Source organism: Roseibium sp. QJM3NY_11 (assembly GCF_056173175.1).
The window spans coordinates 2596531-2616726 of sequence record NZ_CM149660.1 but is presented as its reverse complement, the minus strand read 5'-3'; the positions used below and the strand labels follow the sequence as shown (position 1 = coordinate 2616726).

The 20196-nt window shown below is 61.6% G+C and carries 23 protein-coding genes; 8 read left to right on the top strand and 15 right to left on the bottom strand.

Annotation, left to right across the window (positions count from 1 at the left end):
- Positions 1 to 8 precede the first annotated feature (8 nt).
- The 3 genes from AC0VX3_RS12020 to AC0VX3_RS12010 form a co-directional block, all read right to left on the bottom strand.
- On the bottom strand, positions 9 to 386 hold the full coding sequence (locus AC0VX3_RS12020) for a DUF1491 family protein (RefSeq protein WP_475524898.1): 378 nt from the start codon (positions 384 to 386) through the stop codon (positions 9 to 11).
- A gap of 90 nt (positions 387 to 476) precedes the next feature.
- On the bottom strand, positions 477 to 1241 hold the full coding sequence (locus AC0VX3_RS12015; RefSeq protein ID WP_475524897.1) for a peptidoglycan-binding domain-containing protein: 765 nt from the start codon (positions 1239 to 1241) through the stop codon (positions 477 to 479).
- An 8-nt stretch (positions 1242 to 1249) separates the two neighbouring features.
- Positions 1250 to 2851, bottom strand: a complete 1602-nt coding sequence (locus tag AC0VX3_RS12010) for a hypothetical protein (RefSeq protein WP_475524896.1) — start codon at positions 2849 to 2851, stop codon at positions 1250 to 1252.
- A 389-nt stretch (positions 2852 to 3240) separates the two neighbouring features.
- Here AC0VX3_RS12010 and AC0VX3_RS12005 point away from each other — a divergent pair, with 389 nt between their 5' ends.
- Positions 3241 to 3687: a DUF5330 domain-containing protein gene (locus AC0VX3_RS12005; RefSeq protein ID WP_475524895.1), complete on the top strand. Its 447-nt coding sequence runs from the start codon at positions 3241 to 3243 to the stop codon at positions 3685 to 3687.
- Between the two features lie 303 nt (positions 3688 to 3990).
- Entirely contained in the window at positions 3991 to 4428 is a 438-nt protein-coding gene (locus AC0VX3_RS12000) for a SufE family protein (protein WP_475524894.1), read from the top strand.
- 91 nt (positions 4429 to 4519) lie between these two features.
- Here AC0VX3_RS12000 and AC0VX3_RS11995 read toward each other — a convergent pair whose 3' ends face one another.
- From AC0VX3_RS11995 to AC0VX3_RS11960, 8 genes are all read right to left on the bottom strand, one after another.
- On the bottom strand, positions 4520 to 4936 hold the full coding sequence (locus tag AC0VX3_RS11995) for a Ros/MucR family transcriptional regulator (protein ID WP_342892325.1): 417 nt from the start codon (positions 4934 to 4936) through the stop codon (positions 4520 to 4522).
- A 308-nt stretch (positions 4937 to 5244) separates the two neighbouring features.
- Positions 5245 to 5589 (bottom strand): monovalent cation/H(+) antiporter subunit G, encoded by a 345-nt coding sequence (mnhG, locus tag AC0VX3_RS11990; protein WP_342892324.1) that lies wholly within the window; start codon positions 5587 to 5589, stop codon positions 5245 to 5247.
- Positions 5586 to 5942, bottom strand: a complete 357-nt coding sequence (locus AC0VX3_RS11985; protein ID WP_475524893.1) for a cation:proton antiporter — start codon at positions 5940 to 5942, stop codon at positions 5586 to 5588. Before AC0VX3_RS11985 ends, mnhG begins: the two co-directional genes overlap by 4 nt.
- Complete coding sequence (locus tag AC0VX3_RS11980) at positions 5939 to 6415, bottom strand: Na+/H+ antiporter subunit E (RefSeq protein WP_342892322.1); 477 nt, start codon at positions 6413 to 6415, stop codon at positions 5939 to 5941. Before AC0VX3_RS11980 ends, AC0VX3_RS11985 begins: the two co-directional genes overlap by 4 nt.
- Positions 6412 to 8001 (bottom strand): Na+/H+ antiporter subunit D, encoded by a 1590-nt coding sequence (locus tag AC0VX3_RS11975; protein ID WP_475524892.1) that lies wholly within the window; start codon positions 7999 to 8001, stop codon positions 6412 to 6414. Before AC0VX3_RS11975 ends, AC0VX3_RS11980 begins: the two co-directional genes overlap by 4 nt.
- 5 nt (positions 8002 to 8006) lie before the next feature.
- Positions 8007 to 8384: a Na+/H+ antiporter subunit C gene (locus AC0VX3_RS11970; RefSeq protein WP_342892320.1), complete on the bottom strand. Its 378-nt coding sequence runs from the start codon at positions 8382 to 8384 to the stop codon at positions 8007 to 8009.
- Positions 8384 to 8803 carry a Na(+)/H(+) antiporter subunit B gene (locus tag AC0VX3_RS11965; RefSeq protein WP_348148945.1) on the bottom strand — a complete coding sequence of 140 codons (420 nt, stop codon included), beginning with the start codon at positions 8801 to 8803 and terminating at the stop codon, positions 8384 to 8386. Before AC0VX3_RS11965 ends, AC0VX3_RS11970 begins: the two co-directional genes overlap by 1 nt.
- Entirely contained in the window at positions 8803 to 11187 is a 2385-nt protein-coding gene (locus tag AC0VX3_RS11960; protein WP_475524891.1) for a putative monovalent cation/H+ antiporter subunit A, read from the bottom strand. Before AC0VX3_RS11960 ends, AC0VX3_RS11965 begins: the two co-directional genes overlap by 1 nt.
- Positions 11188 to 11623: 436 nt before the next feature.
- On the opposite strand from AC0VX3_RS11960, the gene AC0VX3_RS11955 reads away from it, so the two are divergent.
- From AC0VX3_RS11955 to AC0VX3_RS11945, 3 genes are all read left to right on the top strand, one after another.
- Positions 11624 to 12601, top strand: coding sequence for a GGDEF domain-containing protein (locus tag AC0VX3_RS11955; RefSeq protein WP_475524890.1), 978 nt, complete (start codon positions 11624 to 11626; stop codon positions 12599 to 12601).
- 85 nt (positions 12602 to 12686) lie between these two features.
- Positions 12687 to 13145 (top strand): peptide-methionine (R)-S-oxide reductase MsrB, encoded by a 459-nt coding sequence (msrB, locus tag AC0VX3_RS11950; protein ID WP_475524889.1) that lies wholly within the window; start codon positions 12687 to 12689, stop codon positions 13143 to 13145.
- A 158-nt stretch (positions 13146 to 13303) separates the two neighbouring features.
- On the top strand, positions 13304 to 14044 hold the full coding sequence (locus tag AC0VX3_RS11945) for a substrate-binding periplasmic protein (protein ID WP_475524888.1): 741 nt from the start codon (positions 13304 to 13306) through the stop codon (positions 14042 to 14044).
- Between the two features lie 21 nt (positions 14045 to 14065).
- On the opposite strand, the gene AC0VX3_RS11940 is transcribed toward AC0VX3_RS11945, so the two are convergent.
- Positions 14066 to 14452, bottom strand: a complete 387-nt coding sequence (locus tag AC0VX3_RS11940) for an MAPEG family protein (protein ID WP_475524887.1) — start codon at positions 14450 to 14452, stop codon at positions 14066 to 14068.
- Positions 14453 to 14550: 98 nt separating this feature from the next.
- Here AC0VX3_RS11940 and AC0VX3_RS11935 point away from each other — a divergent pair, with 98 nt between their 5' ends.
- A complete protein-coding gene (locus AC0VX3_RS11935) occupies positions 14551 to 15342 on the top strand; it encodes an MmyB family transcriptional regulator (RefSeq protein WP_475524886.1) in 792 nt (263 codons plus the stop codon).
- Here the strand turns inward: AC0VX3_RS11935 and AC0VX3_RS11930 are convergent.
- A complete protein-coding gene (locus AC0VX3_RS11930; RefSeq protein ID WP_475524885.1) occupies positions 15326 to 15754 on the bottom strand; it encodes a winged helix-turn-helix transcriptional regulator in 429 nt (142 codons plus the stop codon). The genes AC0VX3_RS11935 and AC0VX3_RS11930 overlap by 17 nt on opposite strands.
- A gap of 151 nt (positions 15755 to 15905) precedes the next feature.
- Here AC0VX3_RS11930 and AC0VX3_RS11925 point away from each other — a divergent pair, with 151 nt between their 5' ends.
- Both AC0VX3_RS11925 and AC0VX3_RS11920 read left to right on the top strand, forming a co-directional pair.
- Entirely contained in the window at positions 15906 to 16775 is an 870-nt protein-coding gene (locus tag AC0VX3_RS11925) for an SDR family oxidoreductase (RefSeq protein ID WP_475524884.1), read from the top strand.
- Between the two features lie 182 nt (positions 16776 to 16957).
- Positions 16958 to 18196, top strand: a complete 1239-nt coding sequence (locus AC0VX3_RS11920; protein WP_475524883.1) for an MFS transporter — start codon at positions 16958 to 16960, stop codon at positions 18194 to 18196.
- Here AC0VX3_RS11920 and AC0VX3_RS11915 read toward each other — a convergent pair.
- The gene (locus AC0VX3_RS11915; protein WP_475524882.1) at positions 18156 to 19169 is read right to left on the bottom strand and encodes a FecCD family ABC transporter permease; all 1014 of its coding nucleotides are present in this window, start codon (positions 19167 to 19169) and stop codon (positions 18156 to 18158) included. The genes AC0VX3_RS11920 and AC0VX3_RS11915 overlap by 41 nt on opposite strands.
- Positions 19170 to 19248: 79 nt before the next feature.
- Entirely contained in the window at positions 19249 to 20181 is a 933-nt protein-coding gene (locus AC0VX3_RS11910) for an ABC transporter substrate-binding protein (RefSeq protein WP_475524881.1), read from the bottom strand.
- Between the last annotated feature and the right edge of the window lie 15 nt (positions 20182 to 20196).

The following is a 20196-nucleotide window of genomic DNA, read 5'->3' as shown; positions in this document are numbered from 1 at the left end:
CAGGCGGTTCAAAAACGGAACAGCCCCGCGCCCGGATCAGGACCCGGGTTTTCCTGCGCAAGCGGCAGCTCCACCCGGCCGTCGCGTGCCTCGATCTCGACCAGCCAGTAATCCGGGTCCATGCGGGCTTCGCCGGCAAGGCGGCTGTCCACGGCCTCTCGCGCACTCTTTTCCAGATTTCTTTCAAACAGACGCCCCAGAGGCTCGTCACCGAACATGGCCTGCGGCGCCGGGCCGTAAAAATCGAACGTTCCATCCAGCCGGTCCACGCAGACAAAGACCGCACCGGCCTCCGGCGCTCCCCGCCTGGACACCGCGGCAAAACCACCCTCCCCGAAGACACGCCGGACCAGCGCACTGACAAAGAACTCCGAGGTGACGCGCATGGCACTTCTCCGATCAACGACGATTGCTGTTACGTCACGAGATAGATTCCGGCAACCGGCCTTCCAGCAGGATACGGACCCGGGCAGGCCCTATCCGGAGAGGGACAGCCCGCTGACCATCTCGAGGCGCTCGATCACCTTCGCCCCGGGGTCGCCGGTCAGCGGCAGGCCGCGGTCGAATTCGAACCGCTTGATGGCGGCCGTGGTGTTGGCTCCCATCAGCCCGTCCGCCGTCAAGGGACCGTACCCGAGTTCGGAAAGCGCCTGCTGGATTTTCATGAGCCTGGGATCGGCGTCTACATCCGACACCGCAGCCTCTTCCCCCGGCAGGGAGACCGTGCCCGAGAACCCCGGCTTGCGCCGGGGTACGGGCGCCATGTCTTCGGCGGGAGCATCCTTGTGCATGAGGACAAGCGCCAGCAGTGCCTCGCTCGCCTCACCTGTCTCCACCTGTTCCGCCCGCCGTTCGAACGCCCGGATCGCCCGCTCCGTCGCCGGTCCCTTGAGGCCGTCCAGCGGACCTTCATAAAGGCCGATCTTGCGCAGGGAGATCTGGATGTCGAGCACCAGAGTGGAAATTTCCTGGATCTGAAGGCCCGGACTGCGGCCGTCCGGCTCGGGCATCTGCGTGGTATCCGGCCGCTCGCGGGTGGCAAAGAACGGGGCCGGATGACGCCCTGGCTGAAGCCCGACCGCATTGGCAACGATAAGACAGGCGGTCAGTCCCATCACAACGGTGCCGCCGGCGGCAACCGGATTGTCCAGCGCCACGTGCCCGGCCTTCGCCATCAGCGACTCGGTGTGCTTCGGCGCCTGCTTCTTTTTCTGTTTCTGCGGTCTTGATGTCCTCGCCATGCGACCGCCTATGCCGTTTTCGCCAGCCGGCCGGTGCCGGAGGTGCTCACGAGGGCAGATGCGCTGAGCGGCAGATGCACGATCACGCAATCGCCCTGTCCCTGCGTTGCAAGAACCGACATGTGGGCGTCCGTGTGTTCCAGCAGCCCGGCGGCAACGTCAAATGCCAGTTTTGATCCGTCAACGCTCCAAAGCGCGCCGGACTGCCGGTTTCTGACCGAAATCAGGCAATCCAGTCTGGCGGTTTCAACAACAGCGGCAACCGTCACGACGGCGCCCTCCGCGCACGTCCCGATCATGTCCGCAAGAACGGAATAGAGCGCCTGGCGCAACAGTTTCCTGTCCATGGCCACGGCCGGCAGGTCTGCGCCTGCCGCAAGTTCCAACAGGATCCCGCGACGTGCGGCAACCGGCATCAGCAGATCGCGGCATTGCTCCAGGCAGCCGCCAATGTCGATGGCGGGGAGATCGGGTTGACGCCCGCTTTCCTGCCGCGGATCAAGGTCGAGGCCCGCGTCCAGGGCCGCAACATCACGCTCTCCCGATCGCGTCAGACCGCGGGGCAGAGCACCTCCGGTCAGGCTAATTCCATCCGGCCGCATGATCTCCGGCGCACGGCTGATGGGCGGCAGCGCGTCGCCGTCCGTGGCTTCGACGTTGATCCCGGCCGCCTGCTGCCGCTCCGCCAGATCCCGGAGCGTCATCAGCAGCACCAACTGGCCGTCACCGGTGCTCCGCTCCGCCGGGAGCGGGCGCACGGTCACTTCAAGGAGACGGTAGTCCGCCTGCCCTGCTTCCCCGGGGTTCGAGGTGCCGACGCGCAGGCGCACGTCAACGACCCGGGTTTCGCCGCTGTGCCGTGCCCCTGACACATGTGTCAGGTAAAGCGGGCGATCCGCCACATGGAGCCTCGGAAACAGCCAGTCCTCGTCATGGGCAAGCGGCAGGTGGCCAATGAGCTGCTTGACGGGGCCGCCCAGCACTCTCAGGGAACCGTCCGCTCCCAACTCGCAGACAACCTCGGAAATGGCGAGCCCCATCTCCCTCAGCCGTGCCTCGCAGGCACCGACGATATTTCGGGCCAGCTTGCGATCGAGTGTCAGCCTCAAGGACAGGATCCCCGCGTATAACACCGCTGCCAGCGTCGTGACCGCAACCAGATTGCCGGACGGAACGGCAAGCTGCATCGGCGGCAGGGGCAACAAGGCGATGACCGCAAGCAGCCCGCCACACAGCAACGTCACCGCGACCGAGGTTTTGCGTCCTGTTGAAAAGGCCGCCTCCATGGGCGCCACGAGCAACCACGCAAGGGCAAAAGAGCTTGTCCCTCCGGTCAGAAGGCAGACGGCGGCAACCAGACAGGCGAACAGTCCGGCGGACAATCCGATGGCACGGTCAAGCGCTCCAGATCTGGACAGGAACAGCGCCAGCGGCCACTGAATCAGCATCCAGGTCAGCACAAGCAGGATGATCGCATGCGGCGGACCGGCCAGCGCGAGATGCAATGGCAGCACAATCAGGGCGGCGCCCCCGCTGACAAAGCAACTGATCAGGAAGGAACGGTGCAAGGGAGCAAGAAAAGAATCGGATGCGGCTTCGGGATGAACCATTCCGTTCACCCGGGCGGCCCAATGCCCCAGTACATTATTAAATGATTTCAGAAAGTTACGCACGCTACTCTACCATACGACAACGACGAACACAGCCGCTTGCACCCATTGTGGAGACATTGTCGTCCGCAGCACTTAAGGAACGATAAAGGATGAAATCGGCAGGTCGATTTTTTCCGAAAAAGGCCTGAAATCAGGACCTTGCCGGGCATTCATTCAAATTTGAATCAAATTCTCAGACAATTTCACTCAAACACCTGTTTTATTTTATGAAAATTGGTCTTTCCGGTTCAACCGGGCATTCTCTTGTCGCTGCTATCGTTCCTTCATAACAAGCGTGCCCACGGCACAAGGGCGCGCACAGACAGAACAGACTATTGGGTAGCGACATGTTCTTTCTCTTGCGAACGGCCTTCTGGCTCACATTGGTTCTGGCCCTGATTCCATTCGGGTCCGAACAGAAAACCACTCCGACCGAAAATGTCGATCCTGTCTCCGCGTTCCTCGCCGCGCAGGCAACGGTCTCGGACCTCGGCGGTTTTTGCAGCCGCAATCCGCTTGCCTGTGAAACCGGCGGCAACGCACTCACCGTGATCGGAAGCCGGGCACGTGACGGCGCCCGCATCGTCTACGAGTACCTCGACACAAAAATTGCCGACAGTTCCGGCGACGAGCCTGTCGTGACCGGCTCGACCGGAAACGCGGTCGCCGGCTGGATGGAGCAGGCACGTCCCGGCGACGCGGCCGGTCCGCGCGAACTCGACAACGTCTCCACCGTGGAGACAGAACTTGGACCGGTGCCACGGTCCAAACCACGCTCGGGCCTGAGAACCTGAGCACCAAGGCCGCCGACGAACTTATGACCTCCTGGTTCTGAAACGGTCGATTGCGCCCCGCTGACGCGGTGCCGTCCAACGGCATCGCAAAGACGGCTTCACTTCAGCGGTTCTTCCGCTGCGCCGCAGATGGATAGCTGCCCATTTCATCTGCGGCGTATTTTTGTTTTCAGTTGCGTCCGTTCCCGAATGTCCGGTCCGCCTTCTCGTTGCAAATGTGTGAGACTGCTTTCAATGTCCCCGTTTGCACAACTGCCCTTGCGGGCTATATGAAGTCGAAAGCCTCCTTCAAAGACCGGTGCCATGACAGCAAGCCTCAGTGAAATCCTTGAAACCTTTGAATTTCTCGACGACTGGGAAGATCGATACAAATATCTGATCGACCTCGGCCGGGAAATGCCCGATCTGTCCGCCGACGAAAAGACGGACGGAAACAAGGTGCGCGGCTGTGTGTCACAGGTCTGGCTGATCACCTCTATCGAGAAGGGGCCGGATGGATCTCCGGTCCTGACCTTCAAGGGCGACAGCGATGCCCTGATCGTCCAGGGTCTCGTTGCAATCGTGACCGCTCTATTCAGTGGCAAGTCCGCCAGGGAAATTCTGGAGACCGATGTCGAGGAGATCTTTTCCCAGTTGGGCCTTCAGGACCACCTGACACCCCAGCGCTCCAACGGGCTGCGATCGATGGTCGGCCGCATTCGCACCGATGCGCAACAGGCCCTCGAGGCGGCCTGCCCCTGACGGCGGTCGCCTTCGGGAAATCGGAAAGGATTCCCGACAAAAAAGAGCTGCTCAAGGAGCAGCTCTCAGGACAGTCGGATAGCGGGCTGCGTTACTTGGAACGCTTGCGCTGCTGGCCGAGGCCCATTTTCTTCGCCAGTTCCGAACGGGCGGCTGCGTAGTTCGGTGCGACCATCGGATAGTCTGTGCCCAGGTCCCACTTCTCACGGTATTCTTCCGGAGTCATGTTGTAATGGGTCCGCAAGTGGCGCTTCAGAGACTTGAACTTCTTGCCGTCTTCCAGGCAGATGATGTAGTCCGGCATGACCGACTTCTTGATCGGCACGGCGGGCTTCAGCGGCTCAGGCTCTGGCTCGCTGGAAGCGTTCGCCGTCTTCTCCAACGCACCATATATCTCGCTGATCAGGTTTGGCAGATCTGTTGATGCAACCGTGTTGTTGCTCACATAGGCGGAGACGATGTCAGCCGTAAGATCAATCAGATTTATGTCCACCGGACTGTCAGTCATATGTCACCCGTTCTCTTCTGATTTTAAATTAAGCATTTGTGTTTACCTGCAAATCGAATGGCACGTAAGCGGTTCTAGAATTTCCGTTACTTGGAGATCCGAAAATCAAAAACGATTCTACTTTGCAGGAAATCGTTACAGCCTTATATCGCCGACTTTCAGAAACGACAACCCCGGAAACCAAATAAAAATCGATCAGTATCAATAAAAATCAAATTATACAAATATTGACAGGAGCCTGTGCACTTTGTTTCACAATGGACCGATAGTATTGTGCATGCACCAACCATCCCCCCGGGAAACAGCCCTCAGCCTTTTGGCCGCACCGTTTCAGCCAGGGCGTCTTCCTTGGTGTCTGCGCAGGGCCGATATCCAGCGGCGTAGGCAGCTTTCGCCAACAAATGGGCCGAAATTGGGGCGGTCAGCAGGAAGAATACCACGCCGGCGACAGCCCGGGTGACAACGGCAAGGTCACCGGCATGCACGGCAAGGGCAAGCAGCATGACACCCGACCCGAGCGTGCCGGCCTTGGAGGCCGCATGCATGCGCATGTAGACGTCCTTCAAACGGATGAGCCCGATCGATGCCGCAAGCGCGAAAGACGCGCCGATGATGAGCATGATGCCGGTGACAATCTCAACGACCGCGGTCATTGTCCGGCCTCCCTGCGTGCGATGCTTTCTTCCACTTCATCCATGATGGTCTTGTCGCCCGCCAACCCGCGATTGAGCACAAATCGCGCAAACGCGACCGTTGCCAGGAAACCGACCAGACCAAGCGTGATGGCGATGTCGATATAAAGGTAGAACCCGGTGGACACGCCGATGACGGCGATGAAGCCGATACCGACGGCAACCAGCATGTCCAGCGCAACCACCCGGTCAGGCAGGCTCGGCCCCTTCACCGTCCTGTAAACGATGATCAGGAAGGAGATCGTGAGAAGAGCGAAGGCGATATGCACGCTGGCGTCGAGAAACTGGCCGGCGAAGGTCTCAAACTGTGTCACCGGAACACCTCCAGAATCTTGCGCTCGAACCCGTTCTTGATGTCGTCGATCGTGGCCTGCACGTCCGGAACGTCGATGCAATGGACGTAGAGAATTTTTCTGTCCTCGGAGACATCCACCGACAGGGTTCCCGGGGTCAGTGTGATCAGGTTGGCCAGCATCGTGATCTCGAAATCCCGGTCGACGGTCAGCGGAAACGCGATGATCCCCGGCTGCAGCTCGATTTTCGGCCGCAACACGATGATCGCAACACGCCAGGCGGACAGGACAAGTTCGTAAACGAACAGCAAGGCCAGCCCGAACCCCTTGACGACGCGTTGAAAATACGCGCCCGTCCCGACCTGTTCACGGATCAGGTAAAGGGCTCCGAACCCCAGGATAAAGCCGAAGGCCAGGTTCAATTCCGAGAAACTGCCCGAGACGGCGCCCCAGGCAAGCGCCATCAGGATATTGATGAGAAAGAGACCGTTCATCCCTCACCTCCGAAAACCGAGCGCAGGTAACCGAACGGGTTGACGACACCGCTGGCTCCTTGCGTTGAAAGTTCCAGCATCCATTCCGGCTGAAGGCCGATATAGACGACAAGAGCGGTAAGTATCCCGAGCGGCAGCCACATGGCGGCTCCGGCGAGCTGCACCGGTTCTCCGGGCATGCCGGACACCGATTGACCATCCGGCGTTCCTTCCGGCCCGCCGCGCCAGAAAGCGTATATCCAGACACGGCCCATGGCCACTGTCGTCAGGAAGCCGCTCACCAGGATCGCGGCGCCCAGCCAGGCCCGTCCGTCCTGAAAGGCCGCATCGACCAGGATGACCTTCGGCCAGAAACCGGAAAAGGGCGGCAGTCCGGAAACGGCGAAGCCAAGTACCAGAAACACGCCCGCGAAGGCGGCGTTCTGCTGATAGAGACCGCCAAGCCGGCGCAGGTCGCTGGATCCGCCCATCATGCTCATGACGCCCGCGGCCATGTACAGCGCGGTCATGACGATGATCGAGTGGACGGCGTAGAAAATGGCGCCGGACATCGCCAGCACGGATCCGACGGCCACACCGGCCAGCATTGCTCCGATCCCGGCAATCACCAGGTAACCGAGAAGGCGCCGCACCTCGCTTTGCGCCAGCGCGCCGAAGGCTCCGGTCATGAGTGTCGCGATGGCCACCACGCTGATCACGTCGGCCAGGTACCCGCGCGATGCGGGCAATATCATGACAAGCACCCGGATCAGCGCATAGACGCCGACCTTGGTCAAAAGCCCGGCAAAAACGGCGGACACCACCACATTCGGCGTGTGATAGGACGCCGGCAGCCAGAAGTTGACCGGAAACGCGGCCGCTTTCATGGCAAAGGCCAGGAAGTAGAGTGCGGCGACGGTCGCCAGGGTGCCGGATGCCGGGTTCTCGAGAGCGGAGACCTTCATGGCGATGTCGGCCATGTTGAGCGTGCCGAAGATGCCGTAAAGCAGGCCCGTGGCGATCAGGAACAGGTTCGTGCCCACCAGATTGAGCACACCGTATTTGACGGCTCCGTCCAGCTGGATGCGGTCGTTACCGAGCACCAGCAGGCCATAGGAGGAAATCAGCAGGACTTCGAACCAGACGTAGAGGTTGAAGACGTTGCCTGTCAGAAACGCGCCGCAGACACCCGTCATCAGCAACAACAGGAAGGGATAGAACCCGTAGCGCCGGCCCGTGTTGTCGACAGTTGCTGCCCCGTAGACGCCGGCGCAGAAGGCAACCACCGAACCGATCAGCGACAGGGTCGCCCCGAGCGTATCCACGGTGAAGGCAATTCCGAAGGGGGGCAGCCAGCTGCCCATGACCATGGTGATCATGCCCGTGTCGAGGACACGGATCAGAAGGCCGACATTGGCCAGCACCAGAAGCGCCAGGAAACCGATACCGAGTTTCGGCTGCAGATCGGTGTTCTTGCGCAGCATCAGGCAGAGCGACCCGCCCAGAATGGTGATCAGCGACGGCGCGACCACCAGCCAGTCGCCCGCCGGAACCGGCAGGACGTTCATGGCCAGGGCAAGATCAACGGATTGGGAAGAACCGGCCATAAATATTAGTACCCCTGCGGCGGAGTTTGATCGTTTTCAGGTTCGGCGAGACGCATTTCGTTGACCTCGTCCGTGCCGAGTTCCTGATAGGCCCGGAAAGCCAGCACCAGCAAGAAGGCGAAGAAGGAAAAGGAAATCACGATAGCGGTCAGCACCAGGGCTTGAGGCAGCGGATTGGCCGTTGCGGTTGCAGGCACGTAGAGATCTTCGGGGATCAGCGGCGGCACCTCGCGTGTCAGCCTGCCGTTGGTAAAGATCAGCATGTTGACCGCGTTGCCCAGAATGGCGATGCCGAGCAGCATCCGCACGAGCTGTTTGGACAGCATCAGATAGACGGCAACGGAGAAAAACAGACCGATCAGAATTGTGACACCGGTTTCCATCAGTCGGTCTCCCTTTCCTCAAGCGCGAGCGCGATCGAACCGATCGCCCCGACAACCACCAGATAGACGCCGATATCGAAGACCAGCGGCGTCGACAGGGCCACCTCCACGTCGAACAGATCGAATATCAGCCATTGGCTGGTCATGAACGCCTGGTTCTTGAAGAACGACAGGGTCCCTGCGAGCGCGCCGATGAACAGCCCGAAGCCGGCAACGCCCATCGGATGGAACACCATGGCGCGGCGGACCGAGGCCACGCCACAGGCGATACCGAAAATCGCCAGCGCCGAGGCTGCGATCAGGCCGCCGATGAAACCGCCGCCGGGTTCGTTGTGGCCGCGCAGCAGCACGAAGATCGAAAACAGGACCATCAGCGCGGCAAGATAGGGCGCGATGGTGCGGAAGATGATTGTGCGCATCAGCGGGCCTCGGCCTGTTGGGTTTGCATGGCTTCCTGTTCGGACGCCTGTGCCGTCTTGTCCGGCCTGGTCCGCACCCGGATCAGGGCCAGCACGCACAGGCCGGCGAGCACGACCACGGCGATCTCGCCGAGCGTGTCGAAGCCGCGGAAGTCGACGATGATCACATTGACGATGTTGCGGCCATGCGCGATCGATCTGCTGAACTGCGCGAAGAAATCGGACAGGCGCGAATCGAAGGGCTGCTGGGTGATCGCCAGCATGGTCAGCGTCAGACCGAGGCCGACGGCAATGGCCACGATGCCCGTCAGGACGGCTGCGGGCCAGGGCCGGTGATCGCTGGGCGACAGGTTCAGCCGTGTCATGACAAGAGCCAGAATGACAACCGACAGGGTCTCCACCATGAACTGCGTGAAAGACAGGTCCGGCGCGCCGAACATCATGAAGATCAGCGCCACGGCGAACCCCTGGATGCCGAGGGACACGATCGCCGTCAGACGCGTCTTGGCGACCAGAACCGCGATCAGCCCAAGAACGGCGATCAGGAAGATGCCCCACTCGTAGAACCGGTATTCCGGCATTTTCGGCATGGCCGGGTAGCTGCCGGTAAGATATCCCGGCAGCAGCACCGCCACGGCCGTGAAACCGAAGATCAGGATCATGTAGGTCTGCATCTTGCCGTTCTGCACCAGCCGTGTCAGCCAGCCGGAGAAGCTGACGATGCCGGCGACGACCTGATCGAACCCCCTGTCCGGTCCCCACCCGATTGCCGCCAGCGCGCCGGCGATCAGGCTCCGCAAGCGGTCGATCTGCGTGAACAGGGCGATACCGAGCCCGATCGTGATCAGCGACAGGATCAGCGGCGCATTGATCTTGGTCGGCCACAGGTGGAGATCGACCTCCATGATCCGTCCGGCCACGGACGACAGGGTCGGACCGATGAAGAGCGTGCCCGTTGTGTGGGCGACCAGGGCGAGGCCGAGCCCCGTGACCGAGAGAAAGACCGGCCCGGCGAACAGAAGGACAGGTCCTTCATGCGCATGTTTGGGCGTCTCCACCTTCGGGCCCAGAAAGGGTTTGATGGCCACGGCAGCGGCGATGACCAGCATCAGGGCATTGCCGATGACCGCGGTCGCGGTGACGGCCAGCCCGAACCCGGGCCAGCCCCAGGTCCCGTAATAAAGCACTTCCTTGGCGACAAAGCCGATGAACGGCGGCAGCCCGGCCATGGAGAGAGCCGCAAGACAGGCGGCCGCGAACGTGATCGGCATTGCCGAACGCAAACCGCCCAGCTTTGTGACGTTGCGGGTTCCTGCCTCGTGATCGATGGTGCCGGACACCATGAACAGCGCGCCCTTGAACAGCGAATGGGCCAGCAGGTAGAGAACCGCGCCTTCCAGCGCCTTCTCGTGACTTGTGCCCGTCAGCATGACCAGAAGGCCGAGCGAGGCGACCGTCGTATAGGCGAGCATCAGTTTCAGGTCGGTCTGGCGCACGGCAAGCAGCGTGCCCACCAGCAGCGTCACCCCCCCGAACAGCGGCAGCACCGTTGTCCACAGCACCGTATCGCCCAGCAACGGATGCATGCGCATGAGAAGATAGACACCGGCCTTCACCATCGTTGCCGAATGCAGATAGGCGGAGACGGGTGTCGGCGCTTCCATAGCGTTCGGCAGCCAGAAATGGAACGGGAACTGCGCCGACTTGGTGAAGGCGCCGCCCAGCACCAGCAGGAAAATCGGCAGATACAGCGTGGTGTCCTTGATGATGTCGGGTGACGACAGCAGCACCGACATTTCGATTTCACCGGTCGCCGAGATGATCAGGATGAACCCGGCCAGAAGCGCCAGGCCACCGCCGCCGGTCACCAGCAGAGCCTGCAGCGCCGCCCGCCGGGACGCCGCGCGCAGATGATCGAAACCGATCAGCAGGAAGGAGGTGATCGATGTCAGCTCCCAGAAGATGAACAGCGAGATCAGGTTGTTGCACAGCACCAGCCCGAGCATCGACCCCATGAACATGAACAGGAACGAGAAGAACTGGCCCTGCTGGGGATGTCCTTTCAGGTAGCCGCCCGCATACAGGATGATGAAAGTTCCGATCCCGGAGATCAGCATCGCGAACAGGGTCGACAATCCGTCCACATAAACGGAGAAATTCACTCCGTAGCCCGGAGCCCACGCCATGGCCGCGACGAAGCTCTCCCCCCTGGACACCGGCTCGACGAAGCCGGCGAAATGAAGGAAGATCAGCGCGGGTACGATCGCGAGCGGCCAGGCGGCGTTGTGTTTGAACCTGCGTGTCAGAAACGGCGCGATCACAGCCGCAGCAAAGGGGGCGAGGACAGCATAGAGTGTGGTGTCGTCGATCATTGCTGGCGTCATTCTGATCTTTCGTCACGATAAAGAGTGAAACCTCAGCACGGATCGGGTCGAATCAGCGCTGGCTCGCCGGATCATAGCGATCCGGAAGGTCTATGACATGTCTTAGGCAGTAGAAATCGCCTCTTCAAGCTCCCGAATGCCGATTTTCAGACTTTTCGAACAGCCGCTTGCGCAGTTTTACAAGGGTCCGGCATCGTACAGCCTCACTTCTGCAGATTTTCCCGATGCCGGCAGGCCGCCGGCGAACCGCGTCAGGGGTTTTGCGGACGGTTTTGCGGGTTCCTTGCGCCGATCCGAACAACCGGCACAGGCCGGTCTCTCGCCGAACCGCCCTTGCCTCTTGATTTCGCAGCGTAAATACCGTTGACTTTGTTATGTCTTTTGACTTTCAGGTTTCGGTTCAGCCGGATTTGCCGGTGAACTGAGCGAGGCAAATATGGCGTTGGACAGCGACAGGGATCACCGGCCCGAGGCGGATTTGTTTCGCTCGTCCAGCATCGACTTCGAAAGCCTCGTCAAACTCAGCAATGATGCCCTCGCGCTCGTGACGCTTGACGGGACCCCGCTCTATATCTCGCCCGCCGCGGAAAAGCTGTTCGGCTGGAGCGCCGACAAGCTCGCGGACCGTCTCAGCGATCTTGTCTATGTCGGCTCCTTGAACGCGGACGCGGAACTGCTGCACCTGATACTGTCAGGCGGCGGCGACCCGCTTGCGCCGCTGCCTTGCGCGGAACTGCAGTTCCGGTCCGCCAACGGCACCCTGGCCTGGGCGGAAGTCACGACCCGTCTTCTGCATGATCCGGCCGGTGCGCCCTATGCATTTGCGGTCTATTTCCGCAGCATTGCCAAACGCAAGGAACTGGAATGGCTGCTGGAAGCGGCCACCCAGACAGATCCTCTGACCGGCCTGTACAACCGCAGGGCTTTCGAGGATGCCCTGAAGCGGGAATGGGCAATCGCCCTGCGCGAGAAGACCCACACCGGCCTGATCAAGGTTTCGCTCGACCGCTTCGATGCCCTGAGCGAACATTTTGGTCCGAGCGCCGCCGAGGACTGCCTCACCAAGGTCGCCAACACGCTGATGGAAACTTCCCGGCGTCCCGCCGACATCGCTGCCAGAACCGCGTCCTCGGAATTCTCGCTGCTTCTGCCCAGAACACACGAACTGGGTGTGGAAACAATCAGCGCCTATATACATGTCGCCATCCAGGATCTCGGCATCCCCAATCCGGACAACAGTGCCGGCAACGGTGTCATGACCGCGTCTGTCGGCGCGGCTTGCGCGGTCGCCGAACAGGCAGGGATTGCGGAAAGCTCCGAGTTCCTGCTGGCCGCCTCTGAAAACTGCGTCTTCAAGGCGCGCCAGGAAGGGGGCAACCGGGTCAAGTCCGTGATGAGTTCTCTCACACGCTAGCTGACCGGCTTCCCGTCTGGAACGGCTTGTCGCCATCCTGCATCGCGCTTATGTCTGGAGCAGACGGCAGAGAAGGATTTGTGGGATGAGCAAAGAAAACACGGACCAGGCCACCGAAGGCCCGCGTGTCAGGAAAAGCACCGCGGAATGGATGAAACAACTGTCCCCCGATCAGTTCTATGTGACCCGCCAGTCCGGCACCGAGCGCCCGTTCACCGGGCCGTACTGGAACAACACCCTGTTTGGCCGGTATGACTGCGTGTGCTGCGGCGCGCCGCTGTTCATGTCGGACACGAAATTCGACGCGGGCTGCGGCTGGCCGAGCTTCTTTCAGAGCGTGGAGCCCGATGCCATCCGCGAACTGGAGGATTCGTCCCACGGCATGGTGCGCACGGAGATCCGCTGCAACAGCTGCGACGCCCATCTGGGGCATGTTTTCCCCGACGGGCCGCCGCCGACCGGCCTGCGGTATTGCATGAACGGCCATGCCATGAATTTCGTGCACGGCGGCAGAAAGCCCGTAGGGAAAAACGAGGCCGAATAACCCCGAAAAAACAACCCCTGATAGAAATTTTGACAAAGCAGCCACCACACAGACCGTTTTTGCCTTTTTATTGGCATCCCGGCGTAGTGATTCAGAATTCAGTTACATTACATAAGCATTATTGCCGATAAGAATGATTTCTTCATCGGGAGATGTGCTTGTCTTTTCTACGAATATTCCGAGCACCCGCGCTGTTGCTCTGTCTGGGGTTCCTTGTCGCGAGCCCGCTTCGGGCTGAAACGGCAACGCGCCTGGTTGCCTTCACCGGCTACCTGCCGCCACTGTCCATCGACAAGCAGCACAAGGGTATTTCCGTCGAATTGATGGAACTGGTCGCCGAGGAAGCCGGTCTGGAGATCGAGGTCCGCTACGCTCCCTGGAAGCGGGCGCAGGTGCTTGCGGAGACCACGCCCGGATCGCTGCTGTTCACGGCCGCCTACTCCGCAAGCAGAAAAGAAAAATTCCGGTACATCGCCCCTCTTCTCTATACCCAGAGCTCTTTCGTGACCCTGGACCGGCCTCTGGACACGATCGAGGAGGCCATCGAGAACAACAAGGTCATCGGCGTCCATCTGGGCAGCCTGCGCAGCCGAATTCTGAAACGGTCCGGACTTGGAAATCTCGAGGAGATCTCCTCGGCGGACCAGATGAGTTCGATGCTCCGTGCCGGCCGTATCGACGCCTGGTACACCATGTCCATACGGGCGCGGTACATGTTCCAGCAACAGGGGTACGATCCGGAAGACCTCGTGGTCGGCGCACCGGTCAGCCATGGCATCCTGTGGCTGGTCGCCAACCGGGACCTGGATCCGAAGATAAGCTCCCGGCTGGCCGCCGCTGTCTCGCAGGTCTGGCGCGATCCGCGTTATTGGCAGATCGTCGACCAGTATACCCGCTAGCCGATCTTGCGCTCAATCGGCTCAGGCCGGTACCAGGGCCCAGGCCATCAGGATCGTCCCTGCCAGTGCGATGCCATAGGCAATCGACCGCGGACCCGGGATGCCGCTGAGATAAAGCGGCACATAGGCAAGACGGCCGAAAAAGAAAGCCTGCGCCCCGATCACTGCGAGGTCCATGTCCGTTTCCGGCAGGACGCAGGCAAGCACCGCAGGCACCAGGAAAAACGGCAGGTTCTCCTTCATGTTGACCAGCGCCTTGTCCGAGCGGGCGGTGAATTTGCCCTTGTCGGGCAAGACATCGCGTCCGCCCGCGTGGCGGAACAGGCCCTCCGCCGGCAGATAGAGCGCTGCGCTCAGATAGATCTGGCAGAAGTAAAGAACAAGAACGGCAAGGATCCAGGTCGTCATAGGTCTCTCCGGGGTGTCGGTTGCGCGGGAACGGTACGGACCCTAGATAATTTCATGTCCCCGGCAATTCCCTTGCCGGGAATAACATGGACGGTCTGATGACATTCGGCAGCAATTTGAAGTCCTTGCGCCGCGAACGCGGCCTCTCTCAGGCGGGACTGGCGGACCGGCTTGGATCGACCCAGCGACATGTGTCCTTTCTGGAAACAGGGCGTGCCAGCCCAAGCCGCTACATGGTCCAGCGTATTGAGCGCGAGCTTGCCCTTCCGGTCGCGCGCGCACAGGTGCTTTATGAAGCCGCGGGCTTCGCCAGCCCCTACAGATGCCGCGCTCAGGATTCGCCCGACATCGTCGAGGCACTTGACCTGATCGAGACACGCCTGCTCGCCCATTGGCCGTTTCCCGCCTATGTGCTCGACAAGCGCTGGACGATCCTGCGCCGCAACCAGCCCGGAAACCTCTTTCTGTCCGGGTTTCACGAAGACCGGAACGAGCCGCCGAACCTGTTCAGGATCTTCCTGTCGCAGGCTTTCCGGGACCGCATCCTAAACTGGGAGGAAGCCGCACCGATCTTCGCCGCGCGGCTCTACCGGGAAGCCGCGGAAGATCCGGAACTGGCGGAACTTCTGGAGCAGGCGCGCGAAAGCGGCCTGCTGGACGGGCTCGACGAGAGCTTCCGGGAGAATATTCCGATCTTTGTCCCCGTCGAGGTTCTGGGACCGGACGGCAGCCGTCTGAAGATCACGTCCCTGCTCGGTCAGCTCGCCTCCGTGCAGGACGCGGTGGTCGAGGGCATGACGGTGGAACTCATGGTGCCGATGGACGCCGCCAGCGAAACCTGTCTGTTGGGTGCCGGCGCGCAGGCGTCCACTCTCAAGGCTGCCGGATAGTCCCGGCACCGGCCGCTTCCGCGCGCGCCTGCGAGGCGTCTCCCCTTGCCGTCAGGATCCGGCCGATATTGACTTCGATCCAATCGGCGAAGTCCCGGACCTTGACCGCCACCTCCTGTCCGATGGGAGACAGACTGTAGGAGACACGGGGAGGAACCACCGGATACGAATGACGATTGACGAAGCCATCCGCTTCAAGGGTCTGCAGTGTCTGTGCCAGCATTTTCTCGCTGACCCCGTCAACCTTCCGGCGCAGGTCGGAAAACCTGTGATCGCGCTCCAGCAGTGCCATCAGCACAAGCACGCCCCAACGGCTGGTCAGATGCTTCAGGATCTCCCGCGACGGACACCCCTGACTGAACAGCGCACCGCGCCTCAACTTGTCGGACAGGGCCACGCCGTCACCGGACATATCCGTTTTTTCCGTCCCGTCGTCTCTCAAGGTCTCACCTCGGCTCAAAATCAAAACTAACCTTTTTGTAGGTACTAACAAAAAGAAAGCATCTCGTCTACATCACGGATGTCCGATGGAAACATCGCAGTTGAAACCAAGGAGAAACGAGATGATCGCAGTCACCGGAGCCAACGGCCAGTTGGGCCGCCTTGTTCTGAAGCATTTGGCAAAACTGACCGACACCCCGGTGCGCGCGCTCGTGCGCACGCCGTCGAAAGCGGAAGATCTCGCGAGCAGCCGGATCAGCGTCGTGAAGGCCGACTATGACGAGCCGGCAACGCTGCGGACGGCCCTTGAAGGTGTCGACACCCTGTTGCTGATCTCCGGATCGGACATCGGCAGCCGCGTCCCCCAGCATACCGCGGTCATCGAGGCCGCCGGTGAGGCCGGCGTCGGGTTCATCGCCTATACCAGCATCTTGAACGTTTCCCGTTCCAGCCTGATCCTCGCGAGCGAGCACGCTGTCACGGAACAGCTCCTCGCGGACAGCGGCATTGCCCACGCCCTCCTTCGCAACGGCTGGTATCTTGAGAATTTCGCCGGCACCATTGCCGGCGCCCTTGCCCATGGCGCCGTCGTCGGAGCCAGCGGCGACGGCAGGTTCTCGGCTGCCGCACGCGAGGATTATGCGGAAGCGGCCGCCCGCGTCCTCACCGGCGAGGACCGGACCACCCGTGCCCTTGAGCTGGGTGGCCGGCCTTCCTTCACCCTTGCCGAACTCGCCGCCGAGTTGTCGTCCCGGACCGGCCGGGACATTCCCTTCAAAAACCTGCCGGAAACGGCCTATGCGGATGTTCTTCAGCAGGCCGGACTTCCAGAAGGCTTCGCCAGGGTGGTTGCCGATGCCGACAGGGGCGCGGCGCAGGGCGAACTCGAAACGAATTCCTCCGACCTTGAGGAGGTGATCGGCCACCCGACCCGATCTTTGAGTGCCTTCGTGGCCGACACCCTGAAAGGGCTCGCCGCAACTGCCGCCTGATCCGTTCTGAGCATTCCGACCATTCGGCCCGCCCGGCCTGCCCGCGAGCGCGGGCACCCCATTCCGGGCGGTGCCGAGGTCATTCATTCCTAAAACTGTTCAATAGCTTCAAGGATATTTGTTGGTTTGGGCCGGCGGGAGCTGTTAGGCAGGACAGATCGTCATTCCCCGGAAGCAGACCGATGTCCATCGCCGCCGTGCCCGATCCATACATACAGGACGGCCCCTATGCCTGGTTCCGCCTGGCTGTCTGCATTCTGTTGAGCACCATCGGCGGCGCGGGCATGTGGGCGGTCGTCGTGGTGTTGCCGGCGGTGCAGGCGGATTTCGGCATCGACCGGGCGGACGCCTCCCTGCCTTACACCGCCACCATGCTCGGATTTGCCGCCGGAAACTATCTGCTCGGGCGCTTCGTCGACCGGTTCGGCATCGTCCCGCCGGTCATCGGATCGGCCTTCGCCCTGAGCGCGGGCTTCGCGCTCGCCGCCCTATCGGGCGATGTCTGGATGTTCTCGCTCGCCCAGGGCGTGCTGGTCGGCCTCGGCACGGCGGCGACCTTCGGTCCGCTGATCGCCGACATCTCCCACTGGTTCGTGAAGCGCCGGGGACTGGCGGTCGGCTGCGCCGCTTGCGGCAACTATCTCGCCGGCGTGCTCTGGCCGTCCTTCATCCAGTGGAACCTGGCAACGGCCGACTGGCGCGAGACCTATCTCGTGATCGCGGTGGCCTGTCTTGTCACGATGGTGCCGCTGGCACTGATCCTGCGCCGCCCGCCGCCGGAAGGCGCGCTGTCGGCCGGCGCCGGTGCCCGCCCGTTCGGCGCTGAATCCACGGGACTTCCCCCGGCCGCCCTGCAATGGCTGCTGGTGCTGGCAGGGCTTGCTTGCTGTGTCGCCATGTCCATGCCCCAGGTCCATATCGTCGCCTACTGCGTCGATCTCGGGTTCGGCATCGCGCCGGGAGCGGACATGCTCGCTCTCATGACCGGCGCCGGCGTGATCAGCCGGCTGGCCTCAGGTTACGTCGCGGACAAGATCGGCGGCGTCAAGACACTGCTGATCGGCTCCGTCCTGCAATGCGCCGCTCTGTTTCTCTATATCCCGTTCAACGGCCTGGCCTCCCTCTATCTGGTCTCGCTGGTATTCGGTCTTTCCCAGGGCGGTATCGTGCCGAGCTATGCGGTGATCGTGCGGGAATACCTGCCGGCCAGGGAAGCCGGGCAGCGGGTCGGACTGGTCATCATGGCGACCATTCTCGGCATGGCCCTCGGCGGTTGGCTGTCCGGCTGGATTTACGACCTGACCGGCTCCTACGAGGCCGCGTTCTTCAACGGCATCGCCTGGAACTTCCTGAACATGGCCGTGATCGTGTTCATTCTCTTCAGCGGCCGCCGCCGGCCTTCGATCGCAGCAGGACAATGAAGAACAGCCCGCCGATCAGGCCGGTGACGATGCCGATCGGCATGTCTTCCGGCGCCATCAGCGTGCGTGCCAGAATATCGGCCCAGATCAGGAAAATGGCGCCCAGGAGCAACGAGACGACGAGCACCCGCTCGTAATTTCCGCCGACAAGGTATCTGGCGATATGCGGGATCATCAGACCGACAAAGCCGATAATGCCGGAAAAGGCGACCATGACACCCGTGACCATCGCACCGACGACAAACACGGTCAGACGGAACCGTGCAACGGCGATGCCCAGTGTTGCTGCGGTCTCGTCGCCGATGGTCATCGCATTGAGATCGACGGCTTTCAGATAGAGATACGGGGTTGCCACGGCCAGAGCGGCGAGCGGATACAGCAGATGGCTCCACTGGGCCAGCCCCAGACCGCCCAGCATCCAGAAGACCACCGTGTGGGTTGCGCGTGGATCGCCAAGAAAGATCAGGACGTTCGCGAACGCCATGATGACGAAGGACACCGCGACCCCCGCCAGAACAAGCTTGTCAGCGCTGGTAGCGGACGCAAAACGCGTGACGCCGAGGACCGCCAGTGTGGCCGCAAGCGCGCCGGCGAAAGCCATCAATGGCACCGTCAGCAATCCCAGGAACAATCCCGTGTGGAGCAGTGCCAGGATTGCCCCGGCGGCGCCGCCCGAGGAAATGCCGAGCAGGTGCGGATCGGCAAGCGGATTGCGCGTGATCGCCTGAAGCGCTGCTCCCACGACGGCAAGCCCCGCCCCGACCAGGCCGGCCAGCAGGGTCCGTGGCAGCCGGACGTCCCAGACAATCGCTTCCCGGCCGGGCGACCAGTCCACGGCCACGAGACCGGGCCAGAGCTTGTTGGCGATCACGCCGAGAACCGTCTCGGCCGAAACGGACACGGCCCCGACCGTGACACCGGCGATCACGGACGCCGCCAACAGGACAAGACCGAGCGAAACGGCGGGCGCCATCGCGCCCCGCCTCCCCTCCGCTCCCGGGCCGTTGTCGTCGTGTCCTTGTGCCGATCCGTTGCGTGCCGTCTGCAAGGCCTCACTCACCCGCAAAGGCCTCGACAAGTTTCCGGACGGCCCCGATGTTGCGCGGGCCGGGCGTCGCCTCGACATAGTCAAGGGTGACGAAGCGGTCGTTCCTGACCGCATCGATCCCGGCAAGCGCCGGATTTGACCGCATGAAATCCCGCTTCTCTTCTGCCGTGACATTGCCGTAGTTCACGATCACCACCACTGCCGGGTCGCTGTCGATGACGGTCTCCCAGTCGATCCTGGCCCAGCTCTTCTCGAAACCGTCCAGCACGTTGACCCCGCCCGCAGCCTCGATGAGCGCTGTCGGCATGGCATAGCGTCCGGCAGTGAACGGCTTGTCCTCACCGCTGTCATAGACGAAGACGCGTACCCGCTCCGCATCCTTCAGCGGGGCCGTGATCCGGTCCAGTTCGAGCTTGTAGGCGGCGACCAGATCATGGGCTGTATCCTCGACGCCGAAAATCTTCCCCAGATTGAGCAGATCCGCATACATGTCATCCATGGAGACTTTGGCTTTGCCGCCGACATGGATGCAGGATTCGGTGAGTTCGTAGACCTTGATGCCGAACGGTGCCAGCGTTTCCGGTGTCACCTCGCCGCCGACCTTCATGCCGTAGTTCCAGCCTGCGAAATAGAAATCCGCGTCCGCCCCGATGAGAACTTCCTTGCTCGGATACCGCGCCGACAACTCCGGCAGTTCGGCGATGCCCGACCGCATTTCCTCATCCAGGGTTTTCCAGCCCGAGATGCCGGTATAGCCGACCATGCGGTCGCGCAGGCCGAGAACGAGCATCATCTCGGTCAGATTGACGTCGTTTGAAACCGCGGCACGGGGCGGCGTGTCGAACGAGACTTCCCGATCGCAGCTTCTGACGGTTGTTTCAGCGTATGCAGACCCGGTAAAAAGGACGGCAGTCAGGCACAAAAGCAGTCGTTTCATGTGTTTTCTCCAAAG

What these genes read in the sequence shown, in the direction of transcription:
- AC0VX3_RS12020 (WP_475524898.1), bottom strand. Translation starts at nt 386, where the DNA reads ATGCGCGTCACCTCGGAGTTCTTTGTCAGTGCGCTGGTCCGGCGTGTC.
- AC0VX3_RS11970 (WP_342892320.1), bottom strand. Translation starts at nt 8,384, where the DNA reads ATGGAAACCGGTGTCACAATTCTGATCGGTCTGTTTTTCTCCGTTGCC.
- AC0VX3_RS11915 (WP_475524882.1), bottom strand. Translation starts at nt 19,169, where the DNA reads ATGGCGCCCGCCGTTTCGCTCGGTCTTGTCCTGTTGGCGGCGTCCGTG.
- AC0VX3_RS11935 (WP_475524886.1), top strand. Translation starts at nt 14,551, where the DNA reads ATGACATTCGGCAGCAATTTGAAGTCCTTGCGCCGCGAACGCGGCCTC.
- AC0VX3_RS11930 (WP_475524885.1), bottom strand. Translation starts at nt 15,754, where the DNA reads ATGTCCGGTGACGGCGTGGCCCTGTCCGACAAGTTGAGGCGCGGTGCG.
- AC0VX3_RS11920 (WP_475524883.1), top strand. Translation starts at nt 16,958, where the DNA reads ATGTCCATCGCCGCCGTGCCCGATCCATACATACAGGACGGCCCCTAT.
- AC0VX3_RS11910 (WP_475524881.1), bottom strand. Translation starts at nt 20,181, where the DNA reads ATGAAACGACTGCTTTTGTGCCTGACTGCCGTCCTTTTTACCGGGTCT.
- AC0VX3_RS11975 (WP_475524892.1), bottom strand. Translation starts at nt 8,001, where the DNA reads ATGGCCGGTTCTTCCCAATCCGTTGATCTTGCCCTGGCCATGAACGTC.
- AC0VX3_RS11965 (WP_348148945.1), bottom strand. Translation starts at nt 8,803, where the DNA reads ATGCGCACAATCATCTTCCGCACCATCGCGCCCTATCTTGCCGCGCTG.
- AC0VX3_RS11955 (WP_475524890.1), top strand. Translation starts at nt 11,624, where the DNA reads ATGGCGTTGGACAGCGACAGGGATCACCGGCCCGAGGCGGATTTGTTT.
- mnhG (WP_342892324.1), bottom strand. Translation starts at nt 5,589, where the DNA reads ATGACCGCGGTCGTTGAGATTGTCACCGGCATCATGCTCATCATCGGC.
- AC0VX3_RS11995 (WP_342892325.1), bottom strand. Translation starts at nt 4,936, where the DNA reads ATGACTGACAGTCCGGTGGACATAAATCTGATTGATCTTACGGCTGAC.
- AC0VX3_RS12010 (WP_475524896.1), bottom strand. Translation starts at nt 2,851, where the DNA reads ATGGTTCATCCCGAAGCCGCATCCGATTCTTTTCTTGCTCCCTTGCAC.
- msrB (WP_475524889.1), top strand. Translation starts at nt 12,687, where the DNA reads ATGAGCAAAGAAAACACGGACCAGGCCACCGAAGGCCCGCGTGTCAGG.
- AC0VX3_RS11960 (WP_475524891.1), bottom strand. Translation starts at nt 11,187, where the DNA reads ATGACGCCAGCAATGATCGACGACACCACACTCTATGCTGTCCTCGCC.
- AC0VX3_RS11925 (WP_475524884.1), top strand. Translation starts at nt 15,906, where the DNA reads ATGATCGCAGTCACCGGAGCCAACGGCCAGTTGGGCCGCCTTGTTCTG.
- AC0VX3_RS11940 (WP_475524887.1), bottom strand. Translation starts at nt 14,452, where the DNA reads ATGACGACCTGGATCCTTGCCGTTCTTGTTCTTTACTTCTGCCAGATC.
- AC0VX3_RS12005 (WP_475524895.1), top strand. Translation starts at nt 3,241, where the DNA reads ATGTTCTTTCTCTTGCGAACGGCCTTCTGGCTCACATTGGTTCTGGCC.
- AC0VX3_RS12000 (WP_475524894.1), top strand. Translation starts at nt 3,991, where the DNA reads ATGACAGCAAGCCTCAGTGAAATCCTTGAAACCTTTGAATTTCTCGAC.
- AC0VX3_RS12015 (WP_475524897.1), bottom strand. Translation starts at nt 1,241, where the DNA reads ATGGCGAGGACATCAAGACCGCAGAAACAGAAAAAGAAGCAGGCGCCG.
- AC0VX3_RS11980 (WP_342892322.1), bottom strand. Translation starts at nt 6,415, where the DNA reads ATGAACGGTCTCTTTCTCATCAATATCCTGATGGCGCTTGCCTGGGGC.